Origin of the sequence: Polaribacter sp. NJDZ03 (genome assembly GCF_019263805.1) — a bacterium.
Taxonomy (GTDB): domain Bacteria; phylum Bacteroidota; class Bacteroidia; order Flavobacteriales; family Flavobacteriaceae; genus Polaribacter.
On the sequence record NZ_CP079195.1, the window covers coordinates 1,645,674 to 1,666,938 of the forward strand.

Annotated in this window: 19 protein-coding genes and 1 tRNA gene; 10 read left to right on the forward strand and 10 right to left on the reverse strand. The window is 30.7% G+C overall.

From position 1 onward, the window contains the following. Genes KV700_RS07050 through KV700_RS07060 form a run of 3 tightly spaced genes read right to left on the reverse strand, consistent with a single transcriptional unit; the run spans position 1 to position 3,114 of the window. Positions 1–843 (reverse strand): mechanosensitive ion channel family protein, encoded by an 843-nt coding sequence (locus KV700_RS07050; protein WP_218599619.1) that lies wholly within the window; start codon positions 841–843, stop codon positions 1–3. A gap of 11 nt (positions 844–854) precedes the next feature. Further along, complete coding sequence (locus KV700_RS07055; RefSeq protein WP_166385337.1) at positions 855–2,180, reverse strand: ABC transporter permease; 1,326 nt, start codon at positions 2,178–2,180, stop codon at positions 855–857. A 4-nt stretch (positions 2,181–2,184) separates the two neighbouring features. Continuing rightward, positions 2,185–3,114 (reverse strand): ABC transporter ATP-binding protein, encoded by a 930-nt coding sequence (locus tag KV700_RS07060; RefSeq protein ID WP_166385339.1) that lies wholly within the window; start codon positions 3,112–3,114, stop codon positions 2,185–2,187. Positions 3,115–3,398: 284 nt separating this feature from the next. Between KV700_RS07060 and KV700_RS07065 the strand changes: the two genes are divergently transcribed. The 7 genes from KV700_RS07065 to KV700_RS07095 all read left to right on the forward strand — a co-directional run bounded on the left by KV700_RS07065 (position 3,399) and on the right by KV700_RS07095 (position 11,342). Further along, positions 3,399–3,860 (forward strand): MarR family winged helix-turn-helix transcriptional regulator, encoded by a 462-nt coding sequence (locus KV700_RS07065; protein ID WP_218599620.1) that lies wholly within the window; start codon positions 3,399–3,401, stop codon positions 3,858–3,860. A gap of 103 nt (positions 3,861–3,963) precedes the next feature. Beyond that, positions 3,964–6,369, forward strand: a complete 2,406-nt coding sequence (locus KV700_RS07070; protein WP_218599621.1) for a 3-hydroxyacyl-CoA dehydrogenase/enoyl-CoA hydratase family protein — start codon at positions 3,964–3,966, stop codon at positions 6,367–6,369. Between the two features lie 102 nt (positions 6,370–6,471). After that, the gene (locus tag KV700_RS07075; RefSeq protein WP_218599622.1) at positions 6,472–6,828 is read left to right on the forward strand and encodes a four helix bundle protein; all 357 of its coding nucleotides are present in this window, start codon (positions 6,472–6,474) and stop codon (positions 6,826–6,828) included. Positions 6,829–6,854: 26 nt separating this feature from the next. Further along, entirely contained in the window at positions 6,855–8,048 is a 1,194-nt protein-coding gene (locus KV700_RS07080; protein WP_218599623.1) for an acetyl-CoA C-acyltransferase, read from the forward strand. Between the two features lie 41 nt (positions 8,049–8,089). Further along, on the forward strand, positions 8,090–8,452 hold the full coding sequence (locus KV700_RS07085; RefSeq protein ID WP_218599624.1) for a four helix bundle protein: 363 nt from the start codon (positions 8,090–8,092) through the stop codon (positions 8,450–8,452). 48 nt (positions 8,453–8,500) lie between these two features. Continuing rightward, positions 8,501–10,297, forward strand: coding sequence for an acyl-CoA dehydrogenase family protein (locus KV700_RS07090; RefSeq protein WP_218599625.1), 1,797 nt, complete (start codon positions 8,501–8,503; stop codon positions 10,295–10,297). A 229-nt stretch (positions 10,298–10,526) separates the two neighbouring features. Then, a complete protein-coding gene (locus KV700_RS07095; protein WP_218599626.1) occupies positions 10,527–11,342 on the forward strand; it encodes a 5'-nucleotidase, lipoprotein e(P4) family in 816 nt (271 codons plus the stop codon). Between the two features lie 137 nt (positions 11,343–11,479). On the opposite strand, the gene KV700_RS07100 is transcribed toward KV700_RS07095, so the two are convergent. Continuing rightward, positions 11,480–12,253 (reverse strand): RNA polymerase sigma factor, encoded by a 774-nt coding sequence (locus tag KV700_RS07100; RefSeq protein ID WP_218599627.1) that lies wholly within the window; start codon positions 12,251–12,253, stop codon positions 11,480–11,482. A gap of 234 nt (positions 12,254–12,487) precedes the next feature. Between KV700_RS07100 and KV700_RS07105 the strand changes: the two genes are divergently transcribed. Continuing rightward, positions 12,488–12,934, forward strand: coding sequence for a KTSC domain-containing protein (locus KV700_RS07105; RefSeq protein ID WP_218599628.1), 447 nt, complete (start codon positions 12,488–12,490; stop codon positions 12,932–12,934). Positions 12,935–13,136: 202 nt separating this feature from the next. Here the strand turns inward: KV700_RS07105 and trxB are convergent, their stop codons facing one another. Together trxB and KV700_RS07115 are read right to left on the reverse strand one after the other, a co-directional pair. After that, positions 13,137–14,084, reverse strand: coding sequence for a thioredoxin-disulfide reductase (trxB, locus tag KV700_RS07110; RefSeq protein WP_218599629.1), 948 nt, complete (start codon positions 14,082–14,084; stop codon positions 13,137–13,139). 108 nt (positions 14,085–14,192) lie between these two features. Then, positions 14,193–15,275 (reverse strand): PQQ-dependent sugar dehydrogenase, encoded by a 1,083-nt coding sequence (locus tag KV700_RS07115; protein ID WP_218599630.1) that lies wholly within the window; start codon positions 15,273–15,275, stop codon positions 14,193–14,195. 83 nt (positions 15,276–15,358) lie between these two features. Between KV700_RS07115 and KV700_RS07120 the strand changes: the two genes are divergently transcribed. Beyond that, positions 15,359–15,433 (forward strand) — tRNA-Pro (locus KV700_RS07120). A 314-nt stretch (positions 15,434–15,747) separates the two neighbouring features. On the opposite strand, the gene KV700_RS07125 is transcribed toward KV700_RS07120, so the two are convergent. Next, positions 15,748–16,596, reverse strand: coding sequence for a transposase (locus KV700_RS07125; RefSeq protein WP_218598260.1), 849 nt, complete (start codon positions 16,594–16,596; stop codon positions 15,748–15,750). Between the two features lie 127 nt (positions 16,597–16,723). Next, positions 16,724–17,074, reverse strand: a complete 351-nt coding sequence (locus KV700_RS07130) for a transposase (protein ID WP_218597728.1) — start codon at positions 17,072–17,074, stop codon at positions 16,724–16,726. 227 nt (positions 17,075–17,301) lie between these two features. Between KV700_RS07130 and KV700_RS07135 the strand changes: the two genes are divergently transcribed. Further along, on the forward strand, positions 17,302–18,333 hold the full coding sequence (locus KV700_RS07135) for a LacI family DNA-binding transcriptional regulator (RefSeq protein ID WP_166385360.1): 1,032 nt from the start codon (positions 17,302–17,304) through the stop codon (positions 18,331–18,333). A 196-nt stretch (positions 18,334–18,529) separates the two neighbouring features. On the opposite strand, the gene KV700_RS07140 is transcribed toward KV700_RS07135, so the two are convergent. Both KV700_RS07140 and KV700_RS07145 read right to left on the reverse strand, forming a co-directional pair. Beyond that, entirely contained in the window at positions 18,530–19,663 is a 1,134-nt protein-coding gene (locus tag KV700_RS07140; RefSeq protein WP_166385362.1) for a glycoside hydrolase family 26 protein, read from the reverse strand. Between the two features lie 4 nt (positions 19,664–19,667). Continuing rightward, positions 19,668–21,263: a glycoside hydrolase family 43 protein gene (locus KV700_RS07145; protein ID WP_218599631.1), complete on the reverse strand. Its 1,596-nt coding sequence runs from the start codon at positions 21,261–21,263 to the stop codon at positions 19,668–19,670. Positions 21,264–21,265: the final 2 nt, after the last annotated feature.

A 21,265-nucleotide genomic window follows, 5' to 3' on the forward strand; every position in this document is an offset into this window, starting at 1 on the left:
TTATTTAACAAGTCCTTGCGTATTAGAATAAACATGAATATCTCTTTGAGGAAATGGAATTGAAATATTGTGTTCTCTAAATAATCTATCTATTTCAAAACGAATATCACTTTGTGGATATTGTGCTTTAAAACTATCTGCAAGTGTAAAAACTACTTTAAAGTTTAACGAACTATCTCCAAAATCTTCAAAAAGCACCGAAACTGGTGGACTAACTAAAACACTTGGGTGAGATTTTGCAGCTTTAATTAACAATTCTTTTACCAATTGTACGTCGCTACCATAAGCAACTCCAACTTTTACAGATTCTCTTGTGGTAGTGCCATTTTGTGTCCAATTATACAAACTGTTGGTTAAATATAAATGATTAGGGATTATTAATACTTTATTATTTAAGGTAACCGCTCTAGTGGTTCTTAATTTTATTTCTTCTACTCTACCAACTTTCCCTTCTAACTCAATAATATCACCAGCATGCACAGATTTATCAATCATTATAAAAACACCCGAAATAATATCTTGAAATAACGTTTGCAAAGCCAAACCAACACCAATTAAAAGTGCTGCAGATGCTGCAAAAAGGGCCGTTAAGTTTACCCCCATTTTACTTATAGTTACTAAAAAAATAACTACATAGATAATCCAAGTTAAATAAGAAAAAATACTTCTAACCTTTAATTCATTCTCTGGCAGTAATTTTCTATTAACTATTTTTTTTAACAATCTTATCACTACAGAAGCAGTTGTTAAAGTAATTGTCAAAATAAGAACATCCAGAATACTGATACTAAAAGTATCTGTTATTACATAGTTTGAATTTATAAAATCTAATATTTTTCTCATTAAAACTAGTATTATCCTTTATATTTTAGCCATTTATACAAATCTTTATAGGTAGCTTTTTTACCATACATTAAAATACCTACTCTATAAATTTTAGCTGCTAACCAAACCATAAATACAAATGTAACTAACAATAATGCCATAGAAATTACCAATTCATACCAAGAAACACCAAAAGGAACTCTCATTAACATTACAATAGGACTTGTAAATGGAATATGAGAAAACAATACGGCAATAGATCCGTGAGGATCATTTATAACGGTTGCAAAACCAACATAAACTCCTAAAATAAGAGGTAACATTATTGGCATCATAAATTGTTGTGTATCTGTTTCATTGTCTACAGCAGCACCAACAGCTGCAAATAAAGAACTATACAACATAAAACCACCTAGAAAGTAAAAAATAAATAACACAAACATTTTTAAAATTGGTAGTTTCAGAATTTCTTGTACAATCATCTGACCTTTATCTCCTGCTGTTGCTTGTTGTACAGCATCCATTTGTTCCGCAGGTATTCTTGCAGATTGTACTTCTACCATATCTACTCCAAAAACAGACTGAGCAACAAACAAAATAACAGATAGTATAATACCCCAAATTAAAAACTGCAGTAAACCGGCAGAGGCATTTCCTAAAATTTTACCCAACATTAGTTGGAATGGTTTTACAGACGAAACAATAATTTCTATAATTCTACTTGTCTTTTCCTCAATAACACTTCTCATTACAGAAGTACCATAAATCATTACAAACATCATTAATAAGTAACCAGCAATAGCCCCGACTCCTATTTTTAATCCGTTTATTAATTTGGATGATTCTTCACCAGAAAAATTATACATTTTAATATCTGTATTAATCTTAGAAGCTTCTATTTTTTCTATATCAATACCAAAATTATTCAATTTTACATGCCTAATTTTAGTTTCAATTTTATTTTCCATAGAACTCATAACAGACATTCCCGGGGAGTCTGTAGAATAAAACTCTATCGATTTTGCCAACAATTCTAAACTATCTTGTTTCGGGATAATTAGTGCTCCGTAATAATCTCCCTCTTCAACCTTATTCTTTGTTTCTTCAATTCCTAAAGCAGTATAATCTGTATAATGAATGGTTTTAGAATCTTTAAAATCTTCTTTAGAAAACAACCCAGAATTATCTACATAAACGATTTCTTTAACTTTCTCATCATTTTTTTGCATCAGAAAATACACCAAAGCCCCCATACCAATCATTAATAACGGACTTAAAAAAGTCATCATTATAAAAGATTTGTTACGAACCTTTGCAATAAACTCTCTCTGTATAATTAGTTTTAACTTGCTCATTTTATTAATTGTTCTTATTTATTGCCTGAATAAAAATATCATTTGCACTTGGTATCAACTCTACAAAATGCTGCACTTCTCCCTTACTTGTTAAAAATGATAACAAATCGTTTGCAGTATTTCCTTCTGTTAATTTTATATTCATTGTTAAACTGTCATTCAATAATTTAAAGTTTGATGGAAAAACCTCAAAATTCTCTTTTAATTTCGCTTCCACTTCCTTAGGATGATCAGTATGCAAGCCTACTTGAAACGTATGCGTTCTAAACTGACGCTTAATATCGTCTAACTTACCGTCTAAAATTTTGTTCGATTTATCAATCAGAGCAATTTCATCGCACATTTCTTCTACAGATTCCATTCTGTGGGTAGAAAAAATAATGGTTGCACCTTCATCACGAAGTTGTAAAATTTCTTTAGCAATTAATTGCGCATTTATAGGATCGAATCCAGAAAAAGGTTCATCAAAAATTAATAATTTAGGATTGTGCATCACCGTTACAATAAATTGTACTTTTTGTGCCATTCCCTTAGAAAGTTCTTCAATTTTCTTATTCCACCAAGCAGAAATATCAAATTTATCAAACCAATATTTTAAACGTTTTTTTGCTTCAGCTTTACTCAATCCTTTTAATTGTGCTAAATACAAGGCTTGCTCTCCTACTTTCATCGATTTATACAAACCACGTTCTTCCGGTAAATAACCAATTTGTGCTGTATGATGAGGTGCCAATACTTCTCCATCTAAAATAATAGATCCGCTATCTGGCATTGTTATTTGATTTATAATTCTAATTAAAGATGTTTTCCCTGCTCCATTTGGACCTAATAATCCAAAAACACATCCTTTAGGTATATGTAATGAAACATCATTTAATGCTCTAAAATCACCATAATTTTTTACAACATTATTAACTTCTAATAAATTTTTCATTGCCTCTTAATAATTTTTTTCTGAAAGTTCTCAGTAATCACAAACTTACATATTTTAAAAAGATTAGTATAAAAACTTGATAAAACGTTACAATATAATTTAAAAAGACTTCAATTAATAAAAACAAAAGGTCTCCTTTTAGATAATAATTATAAAAACGCAACTTAAGAAACACAAGTATGTGGTCTTAAAAAGGCTAAATTATTTGTTAAAATTTACTATGCACGCATAACTTTTTCTAAATTTACTATGCATGCATAATAAATTTTTATATATTTGACATAATGAATAAATTAAAATCAATAGATCATGAGCTCAGAGCAACTTGGCAAGCAGTCGCTAAAGTGTATAACGAGCAGGCCGTAAAACATGATAGTACAATGGCTACCGCATTTGTTTTATTAAATATAGACAAGCTAAACGGTACACCATCTACAGCTTTAGGCCCTTTAATGGGAATGGAACCTACAAGTCTTTCTAGAATATTAAAAACGATGGAAGATAAAGGGGCTATTTCTAGAGAGAAAAACCCAGATGACGGTAGAAGTGTCATCATCAAATTAACTGAGTATGGCAAAGAAATGCGTAAAATATCTAAAGCGTATGTAATACAGTTTAATGAAACCGTAATGGAAAATGTTTCTAAAGAAGATTTAGCAGGATTTTTTAAAGTAACATCTACCATTAACAAACTAATTGCAGATAAAGATATTTACGAAAATACTAACAAAAATAAAGCAGTATAACAAAATTGACTAAAGACTGAATGACCTGAGATAATTAGACTGAATACAAAAGTCTTACATCTTATTTCTTTTTAAATCATACGTCAAAAAATTTTAAAAACAAATGACTAGAAGAATTAAAAAAGTAGCAATCATTGGCTCTGGGATTATGGGAAGCGGAATTGCTTGTCATTTTGCAAACATTGGAGTTGAAGTTCTTTTATTGGACATTGTGCCAAGAGAATTAAACGACAAAGAAAAGGCTAAAGGACTAACTCTCGAAGACAAAGTTGTAAGAAATCGTTTAGTAAATGACGCACTCACAGCTTCCCTAAAATCTAAACCATCTCCTATTTATAATCAAAAATTTGCAAATAGAATTACCACTGGTAATTTAGATGATGATATTGCAAAAGTTGCGGATGTAGATTGGATTATGGAGGTTGTTGTTGAAAGACTAGACATTAAAAAAATTGTTTTTGATAAACTAGAGAAATACAGAACTCCTGGTACAATTATTTCTTCTAATACTTCTGGTATTCCTATTCAATTTATGAATGAAGGAAGAAGTGAAGATTTTCAGAAACATTTTGCGGTTACTCACTTTTTTAATCCTCCAAGATATTTAAAACTTTTTGAGGTTGTTCCTGGTCCAGACTGTAAACAAGAAGTTACTGACTTCTTAATGATGTACGGAGAAAAATTTTTAGGTAAAACTTCTGTTTTAGCAAAAGATACTCCTGCTTTTATTGGGAATAGAATTGGAATTTTCGGAATTCAATCTTTATTCCATCAAGTAAAAGAATTAGGCTTAACAGTTGAAGAAGTCGATAAATTAACAGGTCCGGTTATTGGAAGACCAAAATCTGCTACTTTTAGAACTGTGGATGTTGTTGGTTTAGATACGCTTGTACACGTTGCAAACGGAATCTATGAAAACTGTCCTGATGATGAAGCTCACGATTTATTTAAACTTCCAGAATTCATCAATAAAATGATGGAAAACAAATGGTTGGGAAGTAAAACCGGACAAGGTTTCTATAAAAAAACAGTAAATACTGAAGGTAAAAAAGAAATTTTAACTTTAGACTTAGATACTTTAGAATATCGTTCTTCTAAAAGAGCAAAATTTGCAACTTTAGAACTTACGAAAACGATTGATAAGCCAATTGACCGTTTTAAAGTGTTGGTTGGAGGAAAAGATAAAGCTGGAGAATTCTACAGAAAGAACTTTGCAGCAATGTTTGCGTATGTTCAAAATAGAATTCCAGAAATTTCTGATGAATTGTATAAGATTGATGACGCCATGAAAGCGGGATTCGGTTGGGAAAATGGTCCTTTCGAAATTTGGGATGCAATTGGTGTAGAAAAAGGAATTGAATTAATGAAAGCTGAAGGAGCAGAACCTGCAACTTGGGTAACAGAAATGTTAGCTTCTGGTTCTAAATCTTTCTATTCAGTTAAAGAAGGTGCTACTTATTTTTATGATATTCCTTCTAAATCTCAAACTAAAAAACCGGGTCAAGATGGTTTTATTATTTTAGATAACATTAGAAAATCAAACGAAGTTTTTAAAAATTCTGGTGTTGTTATAGAAGATATTGGAGACGGAATTTTAAATATAGAGTTCCAATCTAAAATGAATACGATTGGTGGTGATGTTTTAGCCGGTATTAATAAAGGAATAGATTTAGCTGAAAAAGATTTTCAAGGTTTGGTTGTTGGTAACCAAGCAGCAAACTTTTCTGTTGGGGCAAACATTGGTATGATTTTTATGATGGCTGTAGAGCAAGAATATGATGAATTAAATTATGCCATCAAACATTTTCAAGATACGATGATGCGTATGCGATATTCATCTATACCAACTATTTCTGCTCCTCATGGAATGGCTTTAGGTGGTGGTTGTGAAATCTCTTTACACGCAGATAAAGTTGTTGCAGCTGCAGAAACCTATATGGGATTAGTAGAATTTGGAGTTGGTGTAATTCCTGGTGGTGGTGGTTCTAAAGAAATGGCTTTAAGAGCATCAGATTCTTTTCAAAAAGGAGACGTTGAATTAAACGTTTTACAAGAAAACTTCTTAACTATTGGTATGGCAAAAGTATCTACTTCTGCGTATGAAGCATTTGATTTAGGTTTACTTCAAAAAGGAAAAGATGTTATTGTTGTTAATAAAGAGAGACAAATAGCAACTGCAAAAGCACACGCAAAATTAATGGCAGAAAGTGGTTATACTCAACCTGCAAGACGTAAAGATGTTAAGGTTTTAGGTAAACAAGCTTTGGGTATGTTTTTAGTAGGAACGGATTCTATGGAACATTCTAAATATATTTCTGAACATGACATGAAAATAGCTAATAAACTGGCCTATGTAATGGCTGGAGGAGATTTATCTGAACCTACTTTAGTTACAGAACAGTATCTATTAGATTTAGAAAGGGAAGCTTTTTTGAGTTTATGTACGGAAAGAAAAACGTTAGAGAGAATTCAAGCAATGTTGAAGACGGGGAAACCACTTAGGAATTAAGTATTGAGAACAAAGTATTAAGACTGAGCATCTTTATGAAAAAGGTTTTCTATAATATTTTGTACTTAATTCTTATTACTAACAATCTTAATACTAATTAATATGCACAGGTTTGAAGATTTGAAAATATGGCAAAAAGCAATGGATATAACAGAAAAGTGTTATCAAGCTTCCATAAATTTTCCTAAAGAGGAAAAATATGGATTGACATCTCAACTAAGAAGAAGTGCTGTTTCTATACCTTCTAACATTTCTGAAGGAGCAGGAAGAAATACCAATGGAGAATTTAAGCAATTTTTAGGAATTGCAAATGGTTCTTCTTATGAATTATTAACTCAATTATATTTATCTAAAAGATTAAATTTAATTACTGAAGAAAATGTAAGACCCATTATAAATGAAATACTTGAAGTAACAAGAATGAATTTCTCTCTTCAAAAATCACTTACTAAGTCTTAATTCTTTATACTAAAATCTTAATACTAATGACAAAACAAGCATATATAGTAAAAGCATATAGAACAGCAGTTGCAAAAGCTCCAAAAGGTGTTTTTCGCTTTAAACGAGCAGACGAATTAGGTGCAGAAACCATTCAGCACATGATGAAAGAGTTACCAAATTTAGACGTAAAACGTATAGATGATGTTATGGTTGGTAACGCAATGCCAGAAGGAGCACAGGGGTTAAACATGGCACGTTTTATTTCTTTAATAGGATTAAACTCTGTGGATGTTCCTGGAGTTACTGTAAACCGTTTCTGTTCGTCTGGATTAGAAACCATTGCCATGGCAGCAGCTAAAATTAATGCAGGAATGGCAAGTTGTATTATTGCAGGTGGAGCAGAAAGCATGAGCTCTGTACCGATGACAGGTTTTAAACCAGAATTAAATTATGATACCATTAAATCTGGTCATGCAGATTATTATTGGGGAATGGGAAACACTGCAGAGGCGGTAGCAAATCAATTTAAGGTTTCTAGAAAAGACCAAGATGAATTTGCTTTTAAATCTCACATGAAAGCTTTAAAAGCACAAGCAGAAAATCGTTTTCAAGATCAAATTGTTCCTATAGAAGTAGAACAAACATATTTAGATGAAAACGGAAAGAAAGCTATAAAAAAATATACAGTTACTAAAGATGAAGGTCCAAGAGCAGGAACCTCAACAGCTATTTTAAATAAATTACGTCCGGTTTTTGCTGCTGGCGGAAGTGTAACTGCTGGTAACTCATCTCAAATGAGTGATGGAGCTGCTTTTGTAATGGTAATGAGTGAAGAAATGGTGAAAGAATTAAATCTAGAACCAATTGCCAGAGTAGTAAATTATGCTGCTGCGGGTGTAGAACCTAGAATTATGGGAATTGGTCCTGTTGCTGCAATCCCTAAAGTTTTAAAACAAGCAGGTTTGCAACAAAAAGATATTGATTTAATTGAATTGAATGAAGCATTTGCTTCTCAGTCTTTAGCAGTAATGCGTGAGCTAAATTTAAACCAAGACATTGTAAATGTAAATGGTGGAGCCATTGCTTTAGGTCATCCATTAGGTTGCACAGGCGCAAAATTATCTGTGCAATTATTTGATGAAATGCGCAAGCGCGAAATGAAAAACAAATACGGAATGGTAACCATGTGTGTTGGTACTGGACAAGGTGCTGCAGGTGTGTTTGAGTTTCTTTCATAAAATAAAAAAGAGAACAAAGAAAAAAGATAAGAGATAAATAGATGTGTGCAAAACAAAGACATAATTACAAGAATCTAAAAATTTGGAAACTCGGTTTAGAGATTACAAATGATATTTCTGACTTGTTATTAAACTTTCCAAAGCACGAAAGATATGATTTAAGTTCACAAATAAGTAGGTGTTCCGTGTCTATGCCAAGTAATATTGCTGAAGGCTCTTCTAGAACAAATAAATCTTTCAGTCATTTCTTAGATATTTCTTTAGGTTCTTCTTTTGAATTAGGAACTCAACTATTAGTAGCAAAACATAGGCAGTATATTACTGAAATTAATTTAAAAAAAATTGAAGAAAAAATAGAAGAATTCCAACGGATGACTATGGGATTTCAAAGGAACCTCCAATAATGGTCTTTTTTCTATTTTCTTTCTTCTATAATCTAAAAAAACAAAAATATGGCAGATTTATTAAGAGGTGGACAATTCCTTGTTAAGGAAACAAACTGTGAAGATATATTTACTCCAGAAGATTTTTCTGAAGAGCAACAAATGATGAAAGATGCAGTGATGGAATTTAATGATAGAGAAATCATTCCTCATAAAGCACGCTTTGAAGCTAAAGACTTTGCACTTACAGAAGAAGTAATGCGTAAAGCTGGTGAATTAGGTTTTTTAGGTGTAGCTGTTCCTGAAGCTTATGAAGGATTGGGAATGGGGTTTGTTTCTACCGTTTTAACGTGTGATTATATTTCTTCTGGTACAGGTTCTTTTAGTACTGCTTTTGGTGCACATACAGGAATTGGAACTATGCCTATTACTTTATATGGAACCGAAGAACAGAAACAAAAATACGTACCAAAATTAGCTACTGGTGAGTGGTTTGGTGCCTACTGCTTAACAGAACCAGGTGCTGGATCTGATGCAAATTCTGGTAAAACTACCGCTGAATTATCTGCTGATGGAAAGTCATACAAAATTAACGGTCAAAAAATGTGGATTTCTAACGCAGGTTTTTGTCGTTTAATGATTGTTTTTGCTCGCATAGAAGGTGATAAAAATATTACTGGTTTTATTGTTGAGTTTGATAAGGAAAATCCGAATGGAATTACATTGGGAGAGGAAGAACATAAATTAGGTATTAGAGCAAGCTCTACTAGACAAGTCTTTTTTAACGATACTGTAGTTCCTGTAGAAAACATGTTAGCAGGGCGTGGTGAAGGTTTTAAAATTGCCATGAATGCTTTAAATGTTGGACGAATTAAATTAGCCGCTGCTTGTTTAGATTCTCAAAGAAGAATTGTTACACATGCAGTAAAATATGCAAACGAACGTAAACAATTTAAAACACCTATTTCAGATTTTGGTGCCATTAAAGTAAAATTAGCTGAAATGGCAACCAATGCTTATGTTGGTGAATCTGCTACATATAGAGCTTCTAAAGATATTGAAGACAGAATTGCTTTAAGAGTAGCAGCAGGAAACACACATCAAGAAGCAGAATTAAAAGGTGTAGAAGAATATGCTATTGAATGTTCTATTTTAAAAGTAGCCGTTTCAGAAGACATACAAAATTGTGCAGACGAAGGAATTCAGATTTTTGGTGGAATGGGGTTCTCTGAAGAAACACCTATGGAATCTGCTTGGAGAGATGCAAGAATTGCTCGTATTTATGAAGGAACAAACGAAATTAACAGAATGCTTTCTGTTGGTATGTTAATTAAAAAAGCAATGAAAGGTCATGTAGATTTATTAGGTCCTGCAACAGAAGTTGCAAATAGCCTAATGGGAATACCTTCTTTTGATACTCCAGATTATTCTGAATTATTTTCTGAAGAAAAACATATGATTGCTAAGTTGAAGAAAACATTTTTAATGGTTGCAGGTGCAGCACTTCAAAAATATGGTCAAGAAATAGAATCACATCAACAATTATTAATTGCAGCATCAGATATCTTAATTGAAATCTACATGGCTGAATCAGCTATATTAAGAACAGAAAAAAATGTAAAACGCACTAGCAAAGAAGCACAATCTGTTCAAATTGCAATGTCTAAATTATATTTATATCATGCAGTAGATATTATTGAGGAAAAAGGAAAAGAAAGTATTATTTCTTTTGCGGAAGGTGATGAACAACGTATGATGTTAATGGGCTTAAAACGTTTTACGAAGTACCAAAACTACCCAGACATTGTAGATTTACGTGACGAAATAGCAGAAAAAGTCAAAGCAGAAAACAAATACTGCTTCTAAGAATCTCTTGATGTCAAATTGAGTTTGTCGAAGTTTTCAAATTCTCCTTCAAACTCAACTGACTATCAGAATATAGTAAAAAATTAATCTTAATTTTAGATTAAATTAGTTGTTTGTTGTAAAAACCATCATTTTTAATGATGGTTTTTTTATACTCTAAATATTCATAGAATAATTAAAATTATATTAATTTTGAAACTCTTTCATATTTCCTAAATTAGAAGCCACAATGAAAAATAAAATATTTTTTTCTCTTTTTGCAGCATTCATATTCTTTGGGTGTAAAACTCAAATTACAACCATAAAACAACAAATTACAGGCAACCTTCCTATTAAAGAACATACCATTCAATCTTTATTATGGGTTCAAAATGCAGCTGAATACAAAGCATTAACGTACCAAGCATACAATTTAGCGCAACTTCGTTTAGATCAAATTCTTGCAAATAATACCTCTAAAAAACCAATTGCTATTGTTACTGATATAGATGAAACTCTTTTAGATAATAGTCCGTATTCTGGCAAACAAATTGAGTTAGATGAAAACTACACTTCAGATAGATGGGCAGAATGGGTAGCCCAGAAAAAGGCAAATGCCATACCAGGAGCACTCGCTTTTTTTAAGTATGCAAAAAGTAAAAATGTAGCTGTATTTTATATTTCTAACAGATCTGCAGCACAGACAAAAGAAACCATCGAAAACCTACAATTAAAGGATTTTCCTTTTGCTGATGAAACTCATGTACTTTTAAAAACAAACAGTAGTGAAAAAGGAACAAGAAGAAGTATTGTGAACAAAACACATGAAATAGTGCTACTTATTGGCGATAATTTATCTGACTTTTCATCAATATTTGAAAATAGCACTACTGATAAAAGAAACAAAAACACAGATAGTTTGCATACCTCTTTTGGTAATAAATATATTGTTTTGCCAAACCCAATGTATGGAGATTGGGAAACAAAAGGTATTTATGAAGGAAACTATAATTGGACAAATGCTCAAAAAGACTCTATCCGACATAAAAGAATCACTTCTTATTAAGTTCATTTTTTTATCAATCTTATAAAAAGTGATAGAGGCATCAACTCCGCTTAAACAGACATATTGGTTATTTTAAATGATAAACAATACCGTTAATTGCTTCGCTGTAAAAACGATTTACACATCAATTAAAAACATTAACGATCGACAGAATATCTATTAAACAAACTTCTTTGTATTGCTTTTTTAGCATCACTTAGAAGTTTTTCAATTTCAGGAATCGATTTTTTCTGTATTTCTGCAATTTCCTCTATTTTTAATTTTTGATTTGTAAACAAATAGAAAACAATTCGCATAGCAGCAGGCATATTGTGCAGCACTAATGCTATATGTTCGTTCACTTTGTCTTCACCTAACTGCGTATCTAATTTATCAGCTAAATCTTTCTCATCATCCTCTACAAATACATGGTCTAAGCTATAATCATTATGGTTATAAGTTGCATCATCTAACTCTTCTAGCAACACTAAATCTCCTCCTCCATCTGTACTAAATTCTTCCTGTAGTTCATCCCATTCTGGCTTGGAATAATCATCAATGTTTTTAAAAAACAATTCATTAAACTCTTCTTCAACAATAACATCCTCTAGTAAATCATTTGTTTTTTTAAACAACCATAAATAGAAATTACCTTCATTTTCTACCTCATCAATCGTATCGTAAATTGTGATAAAAAGTTGATCTATAATATCATCTGCTTTGTATTTCTTTTTAGAAAAATGACCTTTTTTTATCGCTGTATTCAATCTTTGATTTACATAATTTCTAATTTCTGGCAAAATTTTTAAAACTAATTGATTAAAATCGGTTTGATTATCTTCCTTTTTTAGTTTTACCAAACTAGAAAATGATTTTGTTACAAAAAGACGATACTCACTTTTGCTTTGGTAATAAGAAATGCTTGTTTTCATAATAAAATGCTTTAAAGATATTTCTAAAGATGCAAAATAAGAAATGATAATAAAATGATAAAAATCAGTAAACTATCAACTTTAACAATTAAAAAACTGTTTTCAAAGGAGCTAAATACCTTATGATAAAATGAAATTAAAGTTTAAAGAATTCTATTTATAATTTAATAAACTTTTATTGCACTACAATCCATTTAATATCAGTACTTTTGCACGCAATTTGAAAACACACGAATGAAACGTATTAAAGAATATAAAAAACTTTTTAGAGTAGAAGGAGCTATTGATTTAAAAGATTTAAAAAAATCTTATAGAGGTTTAGTAAAGGAATGGCATCCAGATAAATTTACTGATGACTCTAAAAAAGAGGAAGCAGATCTAATGAGTACTCAAATTATAGATGGGTATCATTTCTTAGTTAGTATCGCTCCAGAAACAAAAGCAGCTAATTTAGATGCTTACAAAACAACTATAACAGAATTTCAAGTTGCAGACTGGCATCATAAAAGTATGTTATTAGAAGTTACTTTTACAGACGGAAATAAATACGAATACTTTGGTGTTAGTAAAATACTTTTTGGAAAATTTGTAAACGCAAAATCTATGAACAATTTTGGTAAAAGAAATATTTTTAATTCTTTTACATACAGAAAATCTATGAAAGCTTCTGCTACTGTTTAAAAGAATTATAAAAATACTATTGTTAAAAGTTTCCTTCTAAACAAGGAATGAAAAATAATTTTGAAATAATCTTATTTATCTAAGATAATAAGATTTTTCAATCGCCCGAAAAGGCTCATTTTGAAATGACAATTATCAATAAACAAAAAAAGAGATTACATTAATATGTAATCTCTTTTTTTATGCTCTAATATAAGGTTACTTATTCTAAGGCTCCTAAATAACGTTCTGCATCTAAAGCTGCCATACAACCTGTACCTGCTGCCGTAACTGCTTGTCTATATTCTTTATCTTGAATATCTCCTGCAGCAAAAACTCCTGGTAAGTTTGTTTTTGTAGATTTACCTTTGGTAATTAAATACCCTGTTTCATCCATATCTAAAACTCCTTTAAATAAGTCTGAATTTGGCGTATGTCCTATTGCTATAAAAACACCTGTTACAGAAATATTCGTAGTTTCTTTTGTTTTATTGTTAATTGCTCTAACTCCTTCTACAACATTAGATCCTAAAACCTCATCTATTTCTGTGTTGTATAAAACTTCAATATTTTTAGTTTTATTAACTCTATGTTGCATTGCTTTAGAAGCTCTCATAAAATCTTTACGAACCAATATGGTAACTTTACTACAAATATTAGATAAATAAGTAGCCTCTTCTGCAGCAGTATCTCCTGCTCCAACAACTACTACATCTTGTCCTTTATAGAAAAAACCATCGCAAGTTGCACAAGCTGATACTCCACCACCTATTAAACGTTGTTCACTTTCTAATCCTAAATATTTAGCAGTAGCTCCTGTAGAAATAATAATTGTTTCTGCTTCAATATGTTTAGATTCGTCTACAATAACTTTATGAATTCCACCAACTTTATCACTTAACTCAACACTAGTTACCAATCCAAAACGAACTTCTGTACCAAAACGTTCTGCTTGTTTTTGTAAATCTGTCATCATTGCAGTACCATCTGTACCTTCTGGATATCCCGGAAAATTATCAACTTCTGTTGTTGTTGTTAATTGACCTCCCATCTGCATTCCTGTATACATTACAGGTTTCATGTCTGCTCTTGCTGCATAAATTGCTGCTGTATAACCGGCAGGACCAGAACCAATAATTAAACATTTTATTTTTTCTATTGTATCTGACATATTAAATTTATTTGATTATAGGAAACAAAAATATTCTTTTTTATTCCTTTAAAAGACGATTGTTTATAAGTTTTAACAATGGAAAAATAAGTTTATAAAATTGAAATATTATTTTGGAAGTAATTTAATAATTCCTAAATTTTCTACACCAACATACATAAATCCATCTAAACCTTGCGCTATAGAGCGAACTCTCCCTATACCTTTTAGCATTTTTACTTCTTTAAAAACTTTATTTCCTTTTAATATGCATCTTGTTAAATACTGAAACTTTAAAGAACCTATTAATAAATTACCTTTCCAGCTACCATATTTATCACTGTTTATAAAAGCCATACCACTTGGCGCAATAGAGGGTGTCCAATAATAAATGGGGTTTTCCATACCTGGTAGAGAAGTATTATCTGTAAATTTAGTACCACTATAATTAACGCCATAACTTACTTTTGGCCAACCATAATTCTTACCAATCTTAATAATATTTATTTCATCACCTCCTTTTGGACCATGTTCGTGAGACCAAATTTCTTTTGTTAATGGGTTCATTCTCATCCCTTGTGGATTTCTATGCCCATAACTATAAATTGCTTTTTTAGCATTATTTATTTTTACAAAAGGATTGTCTTTTGGTATCGTACCATCATCATTTAACCGATATATTTTCCCTCCATCTTTTGTAATATCTTGCGGATTTTCATCTCTATTATCTCTATCTCCCACACTAAAATAAACATGGTTTTCTTCATCAAAAGTTATTCTAGAGCCAAAATGTTGTGATCTTGTAGTATTAGGACTCGCTTTGTACAAGACTTCTTTATCTATTAATTGATTGTTTTTTAGTTTTGCTCTCATTAAAGCGGTATTTCCTCCACTTCCTGTTCCTTCGGATGATACGTAGGTAAAATAGATCCAGTTATTTTTTTGATAATCCGGATGCAGTTCAATGTCTAAAAACCCACCCTGACCTCTAAGGTAAATTTCTGGAACACCTTGTACTTCTATTTTTACACCATCTTTAAAATGAATAAGCTTTCCTTCTTTTTCTGTAATTAACATAGTGTTATCTGGTAGAAAAGTAAAACCCCACGGATTCGTTAAATCAGGCACAATTAACTCATACTCTTTACTTTGAGAAAAACCAGATACAAGAACACCGAAATAGATGATAAGAATATAAATAAATTGCTTCATTTTTTTAAAAATAAAATTAATATTTCAATAAATATACAAATATTATTCTATATTTGCACTCGCAAATTGAGTGTATCAATTTTCGGGGTGTAGCGTAGCCCGGTCATCGCGCCTCGTTTGGGACGAGGAGGTCGCAGGTTCGAATCCTGCCACCCCGACAGATTTAAATGTCACAGTATTTAAAAACCTTGATAATCAAATGATTATCAAGGTTTTTAAGTTTTTAAACAATCCTAAAACTTGATTGATTTTAAACAAAAAAAGTACATTTTACCTTACACTTAAGACATTTATACCTACAGTTATTTTAACCAATAAAGTATCCGTTAAAATTACACCTCACTTTCAGGGCATTCTCTTATTTCTAATACTCAGATTTAAGCAAAGAGTATTAAAAAAAATAGTAAGTAAAAACAGAACTCTTTTAAGTGGCTAATAATGGATCAAGTCCAAAAGTTGTGGGATTTAGAAATTAGGCATAAATATTTGAGAGTCTAAAAAGGAAAAATTTGATGTTTCTAACACCTCTAAATTGTGCTCTAAATGCTTTTATTTTAGCATTAAACGATTCTGCAGAAGCATTTGTACTTCTATTGTCAAAATAGTTGAGTATATTCTGATAATGTATAGACATTGTTCTAGCAATGGTATTAAAGCTTTTAAACTTCGCTTGTCTTACATTTTCATCCCATTTAGCAAGTCTAGTTAAGGCAACGGTTTTATCTTTTGTTTGATTGTAAATCCAGGATAAGTTTTGACATAAATTGTATGCCTTTTCTATATCTGGATAAGTTTTAAAAAGTATTTCAGCTCTTTCTTGTTGGGAGTTAGTCCATTTGTTACTAGATTTATACAATAGGTATCTACTTCTAGCTAATAATTGTTTTAGAGTATCTCCATTTGGTAGTAGTTTAGGAACATATTTTAAGGAGTTGTTTCTAGCATTTTCTATGGCGTCGTTATCTTTATCTATTGCTTCCCAACGATGTTTAATTCTAATTTCTTGCAAAGCATCTAAAGCTAATTTTTGCACATGAAATCGATCTATAACTAGTACTGCTTTTGGAAATGATTTTTTAACGATTAACCCCATGTTTGCTGCCATGTCTAAGGTTACTTCTTTTACTTTTTTTCGTTGTTTTAAAGAGATTTTATTAAGGATTCTAATAACATCTTCTGCTTTAGTGCCTTTAATCATGGCCAGTAAAGCACCTTTTTTTCCATTCGCATTTTTATTAGTCACGATAGTATATAAATCTCCATTAGAAAATGCTGTTTCATCTATGGAAAGATAGCTTCCAGTATTTTCAGGAAAAAGCAACCATTGTTCAGCATGTGGTTTTTGGTTCCATTGCTTAAAATCACTTAAATAATCTTTGTATTGTCTCTGTAAGTTTCTAGGGCTTACTCCGTAAAAGGTTGCTACAACAGATGTACTTGTAGCATTATTACAGACTGATTTGTTTTAAAAAAGCAGCAAATTCACTAGTAATTCTAGTGCCTTTTGCTACTAACTGCCAATCTCTTATCACTAATTTTTTAGAATTATCATCAATCCAACGCCTTCTAATAACATGTAGAAAAACGTTTTTACCTCGAATAGGAAAATCTTGAATAGTGGCTTCTGGAAAAAATCCTTTAGAGCTTAATTTAAGTGTTTTAAATTCTTCAGGAATTGTGTTTAACTCAGTGAAATAGAAATGGAGTTCTTCATTTTTAACTTCGTGTTTGGTAAGTTTAAAATAGTTAACAAGTATTTCTGGTAGTAATAATTTAATAAGCTCAATTGAAGTATCCAAAATAGAAGTAATTTAAAAGTCAAAGTTCTTCCTTTTTATTTTACTCCACAACTTTTTGTGTTGATCCCTAATAATTCAAAAAACATCAGAAACATTAAAGATACGTCTTGATTCGGTTTTAAAATTTTTACTTTTCACACTCAATAAAACATATATTTTAAATCATCTCTTTTTGTATTTATTTTCTTTAAATTAGCTTTACAAGGTTTAAATTTCAAAAATAAGCTATGAAAAAAAGAATGACACTTAAACAAATTGCGACTGAATTTAATGTATCAGTTGCAACTGTTTCAAAAGCTTTAAAAGATAGCCATGAAATAAGTATTAGTACCAAAGAAAAAATAAAAACATACGCAAAAAAACATAATTACAAACCAAATAGTATTGCTTTAAGTCTAATGAATAAAAGGACTAAAACAATTGGTGTTATTATACCTACCTTATTAAATCACTTTTTTGTAAAAATATTTAGTGGCATCGAACAAATTGCTAATGAAAAAGGATACAATATAATTATTATTATAACTAATGGAAGTTTAGAAAAAGAAATTGAATCAACAAATATGTTTGAAAAAGGGACCGTGGATGGTCTTTTAATTTCGTTATGTGAAGAAACACAATCTAAAAAAGATTTTACCCATTTACAAAATTTTATACAAGATGCAGGTCCAATAGTTATGTTTGACAGGGTTGCAGATAGTATTAAATGTGATAAAATAATTGTTGATGATTTTAATTGTGCATACAATGCTACTGAGTACCTTATAAAAACCGGTTGTAAAAATATAGTTATTGTTTCTGTACTAGATAATTTAGGAATTGTAAGGTTAAGGATAGATGGCTATAAACAGGCACTAAAAGATAATGGTATTGCATTAAATGAAAAGTTAATTGTGTTGATAAAAAAAGGGTATGATTTTGAAACAGAAATTAAAACCTTATTAGATTATAATACCGTAGATGCCTTTATTGGACTAGAAGAACAATCTACAATAGAAGCAATGTTTATTGCAAAATCTAGAGGATATAAAATTCCCGAAGAAATATCTTTTATCGGATACACAAATGGAAACTTGTTTAAATACGTAAACCCTTCAATTACATGTATAAATCAACACGCTGTTTATATAGGTCAAAAAGCTACAGAAAAACTTATTGAGCGCATTGAAAGTGACACCAACGATAGTGATAATATTTTTGAAACTAAAATAATTAAAACAAGTTTAATTTTAAGAAACTCTACACATCAATTACTTTAAATGACCAACTATTATATAAACATAAGAGTCTAAATTACCCAAGAATACATGTTAAAACTTGTTTTCATTGAGTAATATAGTTGCTTATTTACTTACCTATAAATGAGCAAAAAACCCTTATTACCTCTCAATATTGTTCTAATTGTCTCATACATTTTCTGTTGTAAAAAATTAAAGACCTAGTTTTAAAACTACCTTAATTGTTATACAATTCATGATACAAATTTGGTGATGACTGGATGTATTTTTTCTCAGATATTTTCTTTACCCAACGTTTACTAATAGTATCGCTTAAATTTAAGCGTGCATCTATCCCTTTAAAGGTAGGGTTGTTTTGCCACATTGGGTGCGCATCCCAATGACAATTAATATAACTAACGGCTTTTACAACATCTAAATTATTATCAATTGTATTAAAAAAAGGAACAAACCATTCGTTCCATGCCATTTCTGCTTCCTGTGGATTTGAAAGGTTCATTTTTTTTGTAATTCCTTTATTTTCTTCTGGATCTAAAATTTTATCAGAAGAAGTTGGTGAAGCTTCTGCAATAAAAACAGGCTTTCCTTTAGTTCTTGCAAATTCAATCATATTTTGTTTTTTCCAACCGTTAAAAAACGAAAACCCTAACCAATCTACATAATTATCTCCAGGATACCAATCTTCCAATTCATTTAGACTAGACATAAATCCTGTAGACTGCCAAACAAAAGCAGTATTCGTTACACCTTTTGCACGAAGCATATCTACCATTCTTCTATATGCTTTTATCGTATTTTTTTTATCATAATGATTCCATGGCTCTCCATCAAACTCATAAGCTATTCTTAAAAAAACAGGACGATCTCCTAAAGACAATAGAAAATCACCAAGTTTATTTATGTATTTATCATGAGTTCCGTTTGCTATTTTTTCTTCATGATTTACAAAAGCTAAACCTATAGCTAGAGCCATATTTTTAAAATTTGAACTTTCTAATTGTAAAGTAGCATTATAATCATTATCCCCCCAATCATCGGTACTCCATAGACCATCTAGACCTTTATGAGTAAAACCAAAGGAGTTGTCTCCAGGGTTGATGCTTGTATAAGTCGTCCATCCTGCAGGTTTTTTATAATGATCTAAATAACCATCATTATAATCTTTTAGACCCCCAACCGCTTCTAACTCTTGCCCTACAAATAGTAACACTCCTTCTTTAGGTTCAAATTTTGCAAGTTTTCTATCTTTTTTAACCTCTAAAGAATCTTCTTTATTCTCTTTTGTATCGTTAGATTTACATTGATAAAAAAGGACGCAAAAGACAATAAGTGTGATCGTTTTTAAATTCATAATTTTATTTTTTTTGTATTATTTCTTTATATTCAAACCAATCAAAATCAGCATGAAGTTTATTCGTTTTTAAATCTTGACAACAAATCCCTATAAAACTTCCTGTAAAAGCAGGTCTATAACGCTCACTACCATCCCTTACATTATCATCAGATAAAATACTCATATCTAAAACTACCCCGATATTTTTAAAGTTTACAGCATCTAAACTAAAGCTAAATTGAAGTTTCTCTCTAATAATTGTTGCTTTTAAAACAACACTTTTTTTTCCAGTTATAATATATTTTTCATCTTGCTCTTTTGTTATAAAATAATTACAAGAAATTATAGAAATATATTTATCTATTCCATTAGTTGTAATATGTAAATAGTGATAATGCCCTGTATTATAATATAGCACCAATCCGGCAAGTTGTTGAAAATTTTCAGGTTCAAATTCTATAGCCGTTGATACCTCTGCTTCTAGATGTTGTAATCTTTTTGCTATTATTGCTTGCGTATGTAATGAACTTAAAGACTCCTTACCCTTTAATCTTAAAAAACCTGGTCTTTCTTTTAACGATAACCAATTCTCGTTTATAGGAATTCTTAATGATTGATAATCTTTAGGAAGTATTGTAGAGTTAAAATCGTCATGAAAATCACCTTTACTATATTTAAATTCCTTTAAATCTGCCATAGGTATTTTAACTCTAGGTAAATTCGTTTTAGATTTTAATATTGGCCAATCATTTTCCCATATTATTTCCTCTATTGCAGTTTCTCTTCCTAAAATACACCTACCTCTTACACTTAAAGGCCTCCCTATTAAAAAAACGATGTACCAATCTCCAGCTTGAGTCTCTACCATAGAAGCATGTCCTGCTTTTTGCAAAGGATGATTTTCTTCGTTCTTACAGGTTAATATTGGGTTTTGAGGATGTTCTTCAAAAGGACCTTTTATATTTCTAGATCTTAATATTGTCGCAGCATGATTGTATTCTGTTCCTCCTTCTGCTAATAATAAATAATAATAATTATTACGTTTATATAAATGAGGACCTTCTGATAAGCCTAATTTAGTGCCGTCTGTTAAATAAAAAACATCTCCTTCTAAAGCTTTAGATTTTAAATTGTATTCTTGTAATTCTATACCCCCAAAAAACTTTTCTTTTCTATGATCTACTAGCATATTTAAGAACCAAGTTTTTCCACTATCATGGAAAAATGATCCATCAAAACCACTTGAATTTAAATAAACAGGCTCACTCCAATCTCCTTTAATATCCTTTGCCGTTACCACAAAGTTTGGGGTATCTTTCCAGACACCATCAAATGATTTTACATTGGTAAAAACTAAATAAAAAAGACCTTTACTATAGCTTAAACATGGCGCCCAAACCCCACAAGAATCTGGCACTCCTTTCATATCTAATTGAGATTCTCTATTTAATGGATGGGCAACTAAATTCCAGTTTTTTAAATCTTTAGAATGATGAATTCTCACACCTGGAAACCATTCAAATGTTGAAGTTGCAATATAATAATCATCACCAACTCTACATATTGATGGGTCTGGATTAAATCCTTTTAAGATTGGGTTTTCTATATAATTTTTCATTT